This window comes from Sphingopyxis sp., from assembly GCF_019459305.1.
Lineage (GTDB): Bacteria > Pseudomonadota > Alphaproteobacteria > Sphingomonadales > Sphingomonadaceae > Sphingopyxis.
On the sequence record NZ_JAIBES010000121.1, the window covers coordinates 38,690 to 49,026 of the forward strand.

At 62.7% G+C, this 10,337-nt stretch carries 7 protein-coding genes and 2 pseudogenes; 8 read left to right on the top strand and 1 reads right to left on the bottom strand.

Going from position 1 to position 10,337, the window contains the following annotated elements; translation table 11 throughout:
* Positions 1-129 precede the first annotated feature (129 nt).
* The 8 genes and pseudogenes from K0M74_RS14100 (at position 130) to phoB (ending at position 8,895) form a co-directional block, all read left to right on the top strand.
* Positions 130-1,259 (top strand): annotated as a pseudogene (locus K0M74_RS14100) (IS3 family transposase).
* An 88-nt stretch (positions 1,260-1,347) separates the two neighbouring features.
* A pseudogene (locus K0M74_RS14105) lies at positions 1,348-2,525 on the top strand (IS3 family transposase).
* 213 nt (positions 2,526-2,738) lie between these two features.
* Positions 2,739-3,800 carry a substrate-binding domain-containing protein gene (locus K0M74_RS14110; RefSeq protein ID WP_293973630.1) on the top strand — a complete coding sequence of 354 codons (1,062 nt, stop codon included), beginning with the start codon at positions 2,739-2,741 and terminating at the stop codon, positions 3,798-3,800.
* Between the two features lie 241 nt (positions 3,801-4,041).
* Positions 4,042-5,418, top strand: coding sequence for a phosphate ABC transporter permease subunit PstC (gene pstC / locus K0M74_RS14115; protein WP_293973633.1), 1,377 nt, complete (start codon positions 4,042-4,044; stop codon positions 5,416-5,418).
* On the top strand, positions 5,411-6,667 hold the full coding sequence (gene pstA, locus K0M74_RS14120; RefSeq protein ID WP_293973636.1) for a phosphate ABC transporter permease PstA: 1,257 nt from the start codon (positions 5,411-5,413) through the stop codon (positions 6,665-6,667). Before pstC ends, pstA begins: the two co-directional genes overlap by 8 nt.
* A 2-nt stretch (positions 6,668-6,669) precedes the next feature.
* On the top strand, positions 6,670-7,452 hold the full coding sequence (pstB, locus tag K0M74_RS14125) for a phosphate ABC transporter ATP-binding protein PstB (RefSeq protein ID WP_293973649.1): 783 nt from the start codon (positions 6,670-6,672) through the stop codon (positions 7,450-7,452).
* 25 nt (positions 7,453-7,477) lie between these two features.
* Positions 7,478-8,197 (top strand): phosphate signaling complex protein PhoU, encoded by a 720-nt coding sequence (phoU, locus tag K0M74_RS14130; protein WP_088441636.1) that lies wholly within the window; start codon positions 7,478-7,480, stop codon positions 8,195-8,197.
* A complete protein-coding gene (phoB, locus tag K0M74_RS14135; RefSeq protein WP_293973639.1) occupies positions 8,197-8,895 on the top strand; it encodes a phosphate regulon transcriptional regulator PhoB in 699 nt (232 codons plus the stop codon). The genes phoU and phoB overlap by 1 nt, the downstream gene beginning before the upstream one ends.
* A gap of 12 nt (positions 8,896-8,907) precedes the next feature.
* Here the strand turns inward: phoB and K0M74_RS14140 are convergent, their stop codons facing one another.
* A complete protein-coding gene (locus K0M74_RS14140) occupies positions 8,908-9,846 on the bottom strand; it encodes an alpha/beta hydrolase-fold protein (protein WP_293973642.1) in 939 nt (312 codons plus the stop codon).
* Between the last annotated feature and the right edge of the window lie 491 nt (positions 9,847-10,337).

Below are 10,337 nucleotides of genomic sequence, written 5' to 3' on the forward strand. Positions count from 1 at the left end.
ATTATGATACCCGCCGCGCGAACCCCCTCGCCCCGCGCCCCGTCTCCACTGACCTGCACCCGGAATTCTGGACCGTTTCGAGCTGGAAAATTCCAGTTATGATCGGAGGGCCAGAATACGGAGGGTTTGATGAAGAGATCGAAGTTTTCGGAGGCGCAGATTGCTTTCGTGCTCAAGCAGGCGGACGATGGGACGTCGGTCGGCGAGGTGTGTCGCAATGCCGGGATCAGCGAGGCGACGTACTACAACTGGCGCAAAAGATATGCCGGGTTGATGCCGTCGGAGATGAAGCGTCTGCGGCAGCTCGAGGACGAGAACGCCAAGCTCAAACGTCTGGTGGCGGATCTCAGTCTGGACAAGGCGATGTTGCAGGATGTCGTCTCGCGGAGCCGCAGGCGGCCAAACGAAGTGCGGCCAACGCTCTGAGGCCTGATCGGCGGCGCGAGCTGGTCGATAATGTTCGCAGCACATGGCCGGTCAGCATACGGCGAGCCTGCAGCGTGCTCCGGGCGGAACGATCCAGCTACCACTATCGTGGCAAGGGCACCGATCAGGCTGACCTCAAGCAACGGATCAAGGAGATCGCGGAGACGCGGGTACGGTATGGCTATCGCCGTATCCATGTTCTGCTGCAACGCGAAGGCTGAGCGATCAACGGCAAGCGAGTTTACCGGCTTTACAGGGAGATGGGTCTGCAACTGCGCAAGAAGGCGCCGAAGCGACGGGTAAAGGCAAAGCTGAGTGAAGGCCGCTGTGCGGCCTCCCGCGTGAATGATGTATGGGCCATGGACTTCGTCCATGACCAGTTGGCGACAGGTCCGAAGCTGCGTGTTCTGACGGTCGTGGACACGTTCAGCCGCTACTCGCCGGCGGTGGTTCCGCGGTTCCGCTTCCGCGCTCCGAATGTGGTGGAAGTTCTGGAACGGGTCTGTGCTGAGGTCGGCTATCCAGCCTCAATCCGGGTCGATCAGGGCAGCAAGTTTATATCCCGCGAGCTGGATCTGGGGGCCTACATGAAAGGAGTGACGCTCGACTTCTCAAGGCCTGGCAAGCCAACGGACAATGCGTTTATCGAGTTCTTCAACGGCAAGTTCCGGGCGGAATGCCTGAACCAGCATTGGTTCATGAGCCTGGATGACGCGATCCGAAAATGCGAGGCTTGGTGTAGAGATTATAACGAAGTACGACCGCACAGCGCGATCGGTAACAAACCGCCGATATCGCTCATGTTGGCATCAGCGGCACCTGGCCCGCCCTGATGCACGCTGCTCTGCCACCTGAATTCTGGACCAGTTGCGGTTAGAGTTTTCCGCCGTAGATATCCTTGGCTGGGCGAGGAGTTACGGCATGAAGGCATCGAAGTTCACGGACGCGCAGAAGGCGTTCGTCATCAAGCAGGGCGAGGAGGGCACGCCGGTTGCAGAAGTCTGTCGCAAGGCTGGGATCAGCCAGGCGACCTACTTCAACTGGAAGAAGAAATACGCGGGGCTAATGCCGTCGGAGATGCGGCGGCTGCGCGAGCTCGAGGATGAGAATGGGCGGCTCAAGAAGATCGTCGCGGACCTGACGCTTGACCGCGAGATGCTGCAGGATGTCCTCAAGCGGGGCCGCAGGCGGCCAAGCGAAGCGCGGCCAACGCTCTGAGGCCGGATCGCAAGCGCGCGATTATCGACGCGGTTCGGCAGGACTGGCAGGTGACGATCCGCAGGGCGTGTGCCGCGCTGCACTTTGATCGATCAACCTATCACTACCAGTCCCGTCGCACCGATCCGGCCTTTCTGAAGAAGCGTATCAGGGAGATCTGCGAGACGCATGTCCGCTATGGCTACCGGCGGGTGTATTACATCCTCCGCCGCGATGGCTGGGCCGTGAACATGAAGAAGGTATACAGGCTTTACAGGGAGTTGGGCTTGCAGCTGCGTGATAAAACGCCCAAGCGCCGTGTGAAAGCGAAGCTGCGGGAGGATCGTGCACCAGCGATCCGTCCGAATGATGTATGGGCGATGGACTTCGTGCACGATCAGTTGGCGACTGGTCGGAAGCTGCGCATTCTGACAGTGGTCGACACGTTCTCGCGGCTATCGCCCGTGGTCGATCCTCGGTTCAGCTATCGCGGTGAAGATGTGGTCGCCACGCTGGAACGGGCATGCAGGGAGATCGGTTATCCGAAGATGATCCGGGTGGACAATGGCAGCGAATTTATATCGCGGGACATGGATCTGTGGGCTTACCAACGCGGCGTGATCCTCGACTTCTCCCGCCCTGGTAAGCCCACAGACAACGCGTTCATCGAAGCCTTCAACAGCAAACTGCGGAGCGAATGCCTGAACGCGCACTGGTTCCTGTCACTGCAAGACGCTTGCGAAAAGCTGGAGGCTTGGCGTAGACACTACAACGAAGAGCGACCGCACAGCGCGATCGGGAATATCCCCCCGATACGGCTGGCAAACTCAGCCGGTGCAACCAGCCCACCGGATGTGAGTAAGGCGGAAAACTCTAGACCCGCGTGGTCCAAGGTTGGGTAGCAGTGCATACGGCAGAAAACTCTAACCGCAACTGGTCCAGAATTCAGGTGGCAGAGCACACTGCCGAAGATAGCGCGCTCCTCGGATTTCAATGACACTTCCATGACATTCACTGTCACAAACACGTCACACAAAACCCCCAAATGGCGCTCAGCGAGTCGCCGCGGGGGTGGTGGCTTGGTTCGGTAACGACCCCCATCAACAGGATTTTCCATGGCTCAGAAATTCTCGCCCCGCACCCTTGGCGTCGTTGGCGCCGCCGTGTGCGCGCTGGCGCTTTCCGCCTGTCAGGATCAGGCTTCGTCGGGTGGCGCCGCGCGCGATTATATCAGCGCGGTCGGTTCGTCGACGGTCTATCCCTTTGCCACCGCGGTCGGTGAGAAATTCGCCGAAGCGACGGGCAACAAGACGCCTAAGATCGACAGCACCGGCACCGGTGGCGGTTTTGAGCGCTTTTGTTCGGGCGTCGGCGGCGACACTCCCGACATCGCCAACGCTTCGCGCCGGATTAAGAAAAAGGAATTCGACAGCTGCGTCGCCAATGGCGTCAAGGATATCGTCGAAGTCCAGATTGGCATCGACGGCATCGCGCTGGGCGAAGCGACGCGCGGCCCCGGCTTCAAGCTGACCGAAGAAGATATCTATAAGGCGCTGGCCGCAAACCCCTATGGCAAATCCAACACCGCCAAAACGTGGAAAGACGTCAACCCGGCGCTTCCCGCGGTCGCCATTTCGGTGTTCGGCCCGCCGTCGACCAGTGGTACCTATGACGCGTTCAAGGAGCTGATCCTGGGCCGCGGTTGCGATGCGAACCCCGAGATGAAGGCGCTGAAGGACAGCGACAAGGACAAGCATGAAGCGACCTGTACCGCGCTGCGCGGTGCGCCCTTCTATGTCGAGCAGGGCGAGAATGATAACCTCATCATCTCGAAGCTCGACAAGAACCCGACCAGCCTGGGCATTTTTGGCTTCAGCTATCTCGATGCGAACAAGGGCAAGATCAAGGCGGTGCCGATCCAGGGCGTTTCACCGACCTATGCCGCGATCGCCGACGGCAGCTATCCGGGATCGCGCCCGCTGTTCATCTATATCAAGAAGGCGCATGTCGGCGTCGTCCCCGGTCTCGCCGAATTTGTCGCCGAGTTCCTGAAGGGCGCGGGCGACGGCGGTTACCTGAACAGCAAGGGCCTGATCGTGTCGCCCAAGCCGATCGCGAACGCCGCGGCGGCGAACGGCACCGGCATGACCGCGCTGAACGGTGCCGAGCTGAAGTAAGTTTCCCCCCGCTGGTGACCGGGGCGGGTTTCGGCCTGCGCCGGTCACCGGTTTTTTGGACCCGCCTACCCCCGTTGGCCCGGCCTCTCTTCCCGTTCGCATCGAGCGAAGTCGAGATGCCCCGAAGGACTGCATGACCGATGGGTGTCTCGACATCGCTCGACACGAACGGCCATATGGGTTCAAGACGAACGGAAGTTGGGCGCTCGATGCAAAACGAAAAACTGGGAATCACTGAAACGTGACCTTCAACGCCGCCGCCCTGTTACTCCTGATCGCGGGCCTCGCGCTGATCGGCTGGATTGCCGGTCGGCAGCGGTCGAACCTGCTGGCGGGGCGCGCGGGGACCAAGCTGCATTCGCGGCCGCAATATCATGGCTGGTACGTCGCCCTGTGGCTGTTCGCGCCCGCGGCGATGTTCCTGGCCGTCTGGTCGTCGGTGTCGCCGGGGCTGATCACCAACGAGGTTTTGACCGACGAGGCGGCGCAGTCGCTGCCGTCGTTCGGTTTCGAGCGCGGCGCCATCTTGTCCGATGCGCGCAGCGTGGCGCTAGGCAGGCAGGACGCGGTGCGGCTGCCCGCCGCGGCGCCGCTGGTCCAACCCTATGCCGACGCGGCGCATAAATATGCGTGGATTGGCATTGCGGCGATGCTGGCGCTGGCACTGGCGGGCGGACTCTATGCCTTCACGCGCATCAAACCCGATTTCCGGGCGCGGACGCGGGTCGAGCGCACGGTGATGGCGTTCCTGCTGCTCGCGTCACTCGTCGCGATCCTGACCACCTTTGGCATCGTGTTGTCGCTGCTGTTCGAATCGATCCGCTTTTTCCAGCTGGTATCGCCGATGGAGCTGTTGTTCGGGACCAACTGGGCACCGCAGAGCGGGGCACCGGTCGACGATACGTTCGGCGGCATCCCCTTGTTCTGGGGCACCGTGCTGATCGGCGCGATCATCGCGATGATCGTCGCGATCCCGATCGGGATGATGACCGCGGTGTATCTGACCCAATATGCCGCGCCGGTGGTGCGCCGCTGGGTCAAGCCTATGCTGGAGATCCTCGCCGGGGTGCCGACCGTCGTATATGGCTATTTCGCCGCGCTGACCGTCGCCCCAGCCCTGCGCGAATTTGCGGTGATGCTGGGCATCCCCAACGCGTCGACCGAAAGCGCGCTGGCGGCGGGCATCGTGATGGGGGTGATGATCATCCCCTTCGTCTCCTCGATGGCCGACGACAGCATCAACGCGGTGCCGCAGGCGATGCGCGACGGATCGCTGGCGCTGGGCGCGACGCCGAACGAGACGATCCGTCAGGTGCTGATCCCCGCCGCCTTGCCCGGCGTGATGGGCGGCATCCTGCTCGCGGTCAGCCGCGCGATCGGCGAGACGATGATCGTGGTGATGGCCGCCGGCCTGTCGGCGAACCTGACCGCCAACCCCTTTGCCAGCGTCACCACGGTGACCGCGCAGATCGTCAAGCTGCTGACCGGCGACCAGGAATTCGACAGCGCCAAGACGCTCGCCGCCTTTGCGCTGGGGCTGGTGCTGTTCGTCGTGACCCTGCTGCTCAACATCGCCGCGCTGAGGATCGTGAAGAAGTATCGCGAAGCTTATGAATAAGCCCACCAATCCCACCGACTGGAAAGGCGCGGCGATGCAGAAACGCATCGCGGGCCGCTACGCCGCCGAACGCCGCTTCAAGTTCATCGGGCTGGGCGCGGTGCTGCTGTCGGGCGCGTTCCTGGCGTTCCTGCTGTTCGTGATGGTCGGCAACGGCGCGCGCGGCTTTACCTATACCAATGTCGCGGTGCCGATCGATTTCAAGGCGATGCCGCTGACGATCGATAAGGCGCGGCTGGGCGACGCCGATGCCGACCAAGTGATCGCGAGCGCGGGGCTGGCTGACATCGTCGCCTTTGCCGCCGACGAGGCGCTGGGCGACGGCGGGTCCGAGCTGATTTCGGAAAATGCGTGGAAGGAAGTGCGCAGCGCGATCAAGGACGATCCCGAATTGCTCGACGGCAAGACGGTGTTCGAGCTGCCAACCGCGAGCGCGGTCGACATGGCAGCGAAGGACGGCGCGGCGGGCGCGCTGGGGGCGCAGGTCGATGCGCTGGAGCGGGACGGCAAGCTGTCGACCGGCATCCACTGGCCGTTCTTCAAGAATGCCGACGCGACCGATCCCGCGGTCGCGGGAATCTGGGGCGCGCTGAAAGGATCGCTGCTGACGATCTTCATCGCCTTCCTGATCGCATTCCCGACCGGGGTGCTCGCGGCGCTGTATCTGGAAGAATATGCGGCGAAGAACCGTTGGACCGACCTGATCGAGGTGTCGATCAACAATCTGGCCGCGGTGCCGTCGATCATCTTTGGCCTGCTCGCGCTGGCGGTGTTCATCAACTGGTTCGGTATCTGTCAGGCGAGCCCGCTGGTGGGCGGCTTGACCTTGGCGTTGATGACGATGCCGGTGATCGTGATCGCCAGCCGTAACGCGATCAAATCGGTGCCGCCGTCGATCCGCGACGCGGCGCTGGGCGTCGGCGCCAGCCCGGTGCAGGTGGTGTTCCACCATGTGTTGCCGCTTGCGCTGCCCGGCATCCTGACCGGCACGATCATCGGCATGGCGCGCGCGCTGGGCGAAACCGCGCCGCTGCTGCTGATCGGCATGCGCGCCTTTATCGGCGACGTGCCGGGTGGTATCTGTTCGCCCTCGACCGTGCTGCCGATGCAGATATTCCTCTGGTCGGACGAAGTCGACCGGGGCTTTGTCGAGAAAACCTCCGCCGCGATCATCGTGCTGCTTGTCGTGCTGCTGTCGATGAACGCCTTTGCGATCTATCTTCGCAACAAATTCGAACAACGCTGGTGAATATGACCCACGAAGATTTGACCATCATCGATCCCAAGATGCGGGCGCAGGGCGTCGACGTGTTTTACGGCGACAAACAGGCGATCAACAATGTGTCGATCGACGTCGGCACCGACCTGGTCACCGCGTTCATCGGCCCGTCGGGCTGCGGCAAGTCGACCTTTCTACGCTCGCTCAACCGCATGAACGACACCGTCGCGAGCGCCAAGGTAACGGGGCGGATCGAACTCGACGGCGAGGATATCTACGCGCCATCGATGGACGTGGTGCAGCTGCGCGCGCGCGTCGGGATGGTGTTCCAGAAACCGAACCCCTTCCCCAAGTCGATTTACGACAATGTCGGTTATGGCCCGCGCATCCACGGCCTCGCGCCCAGCAAGGCCGACCTCGACGTCATCGTCGAGCGCGCGCTGGTCCGCGCCGGGCTGTGGGACGAGGTCAAGGACCGCCTCCTCGAAAGCGGCACCGCCTTGTCGGGCGGGCAGCAGCAGCGCCTGTGCATCGCGCGCGCGATCGCGGTCGATCCCGAAGTGATCCTGATGGACGAGCCCTGCTCGGCGCTCGACCCGATCGCGACGGCGAAGATCGAAGAGCTGATCCACGAACTGCGCGGTAAATTCGCGATCGTGATCGTCACGCATAACATGCAGCAGGCGGCCCGCGTGTCGCAGCGCACCGCCTTTTTCCACCTCGGGACGCTGGTCGAATATGGCAAGACCACCGACATCTTCACCAACCCGAAGCAGGAACGCACCAAAGACTATATCACCGGCCGCTACGGTTGATCCGTAGCCGCGAAAGGACAGAACGATGGCAGTAGTCAACGATCACACCGTCAAGGCTTTCGACGAAGACCTCAACCGCTTGCGCGGGCTGATCAGCGAAATGGGCGGCCGCGCCGAACAGGCACTGCTCCAGGCGATGACCGCGCTCCACAAAGGCGACCTCGACCTCGCGGCGCAGGTCGTGCGCGACGACAAAAAGATCGACGCGCTGGAAAGCGAAGTCGAGCAACTCGCGGTGCAGACGATTGCGCTGCGCGCGCCGATGGCCGACGACCTGCGCGAAATGATCGCGGCGCTGAAAATCGTCTCGGTCGTCGAGCGCATCGGCGATTATGCCAAGAATATCGCCAAGCGCGTCGCGCTGATGGACCAGACGCGCTCGATCGAGGCGATCCCGCTGCTGATGTCGATGTCGTCGATCGTCGCCGAACTGATCCATGACGCGCTCGACAGCTTTGCGGCGCGCGACGCCGAACTCGCGGTGCGGGTCACGGTACGCGACAAGAATGTCGACGATTTCTACAACAGCATCTTTCGCACCCTCGTCACCTTCATGATGGAAAATCCGAAATATATTTCGGAAAGCGCGCACCTGCTGTTCGTTGCCAAGAACCTCGAGCGGATGGGCGACCATGCGACCAACATCGCCGAGATGGTCTATTATGTCGTCACCGGCGAACATATGGAGGAGCGCGAGCGCGGCGAGCAGCCCGAAGATGGCGCCGCGGAGCAGGAGCAAGGCTGATGCCGCAACCCGACCTGCTGCTGATCGAGGATGACGAGGCGATTGCCGAACTCATCGTCTGGCATTTCGCGCGCGAGGGTTTTTCAGTCCGGCAAACGCCCGACGGCGAACAGGCGCTGGTGCTGGTCGAGGAGCGCGTCCCCGACATCGTCCTGCTCGACTGGATGATCGAAAGCCTGCCCGGCATCGAAGTGTGCCGCCGCCTGCGCCGCAATCCCAAATCGGCGAATGTCCCGATCATCATGCTGACCGCGCGCGGCGAGGAAGAGGACCGCATCCGCGGGCTAGAAACCGGCGCCGACGACTATGTCACGAAACCGTTCAGCCCGCGCGAACTGGTCGCGCGCGTGTCGGCGGTGCTCCGCCGCCTGCGCCCGGCGCTGGCGGGCGAGCTGCTGACCTATGCCGACATCGAGCTGGACTCGGTCGCGCACAAGGTGATCCGGGGTGGCCAGACGGTCGCGATGGGGCCGACCGAATTCCGCCTGCTGCGCCATTTCATGGAGCATCCCGGCCGCGTCTTTTCGCGCGGCCAATTGCTCGACAGCGTGTGGGGTCAGGACAGCGACATCGAATTGCGCACCGTCGACGTGCATATCCGGCGGCTGCGCAAGGCGATCAACCTGCCAGGGACCACGGACATCATCCGCACGGTGCGATCAGCGGGCTATGCACTGGATTCGGGAAAGAGCGTCTGAGCCGATCGGGCTTCACTTCGCCTTGGCCGGGAGCAGATATTTCAATCCGCGGGTAAAACCGCGCGGCGCGACGGTGAAGTGATCTTCATCGTTCAACACCTCCGCCTCTATGCGTAGCGAAGGATAGTCGCGTGACCGCAGCGCCCGATCCATGGCCCGGGTATCGGTCACCATATTGACGTCCTTGGCATAGCGCGGATCGCCCGGCCGCATTTCTTCATATTCGCCGATATACATATAGACGCGCGCGGGCAGATCCTTGTGCTTGGCGGCATAGGCCTTTTCCTGACCGGCCATATGGTGGCGGTCGTACCAGAACGACGGGCTGCCGAGGATATAGCCGTCGAACAAGCGCGGCTCGCTGAACAATATTTCGGTGCCCAACAGCGCGCCATAGGAATGGCCCAAGAACAGCCGGCGGCGTTCGTCAGTGCGGTAACGCTCGGCGACAAAGGGCAAAACCTGATCGCGCACATAGGCGGCGTAGGCTGCGGCCTTGCCATGTTCGGCGTCGGCGGGCGCGGTGCTGGGTCCGTTCGGCGTCGGCGTATAATCGCGCCGCCGACTTTGCATCCCGCCCTCTCCCTTCGCGTAGGACAAGCCGACGAGGATGAATTCTTCGACATTGGGCCGCTCGACATTCAGGCGCCGACCGATCTGTTTGATCACCGGAAAGGCGTAATCGGCATCGGTGACATAGAGCACCGGGTAGCGGCGTTGGGGCTGCTCTCCATAGGAGGGCGGTAGCGCGACGAAGACCTGGTACGTGCGACCCGAAACGGGATCGGCGACATCCCAGACTTCGGTGTCGGAGATTTCATAAGGCTGCCCCTCGCCGCGCTGCGCGGGCGCGGAGGGTTTGGCGGAAGCCGCCGCCTGCCCGTTGGCTGCATCGGAGCAGCTGGCGAAGGGCAGGCTGGCCACGGCAGCGAACAACAGGCTTTTGATCAATGTGATGCTCCGTAGCGACGATCGGCCTGCAAACGATGCGACTGACCCGTCAACGTGATTGTATAAGACGCTCATAAGCTAGCCGCCCATAGGCGGAAGGGATTTTCTGTACCGGTTCGGCGCTTTGCGAAGACGGTCGGCCGCATCAGACCCCGCGTAAGGCGGAAGCGAGAATAATGGGCGGCTTGCCAGTTGTGGACATATATTCTCCCTGTGGCGCAGCCATGGGGAGGTGGCAGCGCGAAGCGCTGACGGAGGGGCTATGGCGCTGCCGCCGCTGCCCCTCCACCCCCGCCTGCGGCGGCGGTCCCCCTGCCCATCGCTGCGCGACAGGGAGGACTTTTCGCCTCGTCAGCTAACGACCATTAATTGCCGTTCCCCGGGGGAATCCCGGGGCCCGGGGCGGAGACCCCCCGGGGAGGGGGACCACAAACAGGGGCCCCGCGGTGGGACGGGGAAAGGAACGGGCCGTGCCCCCCCCCGCACCCCCC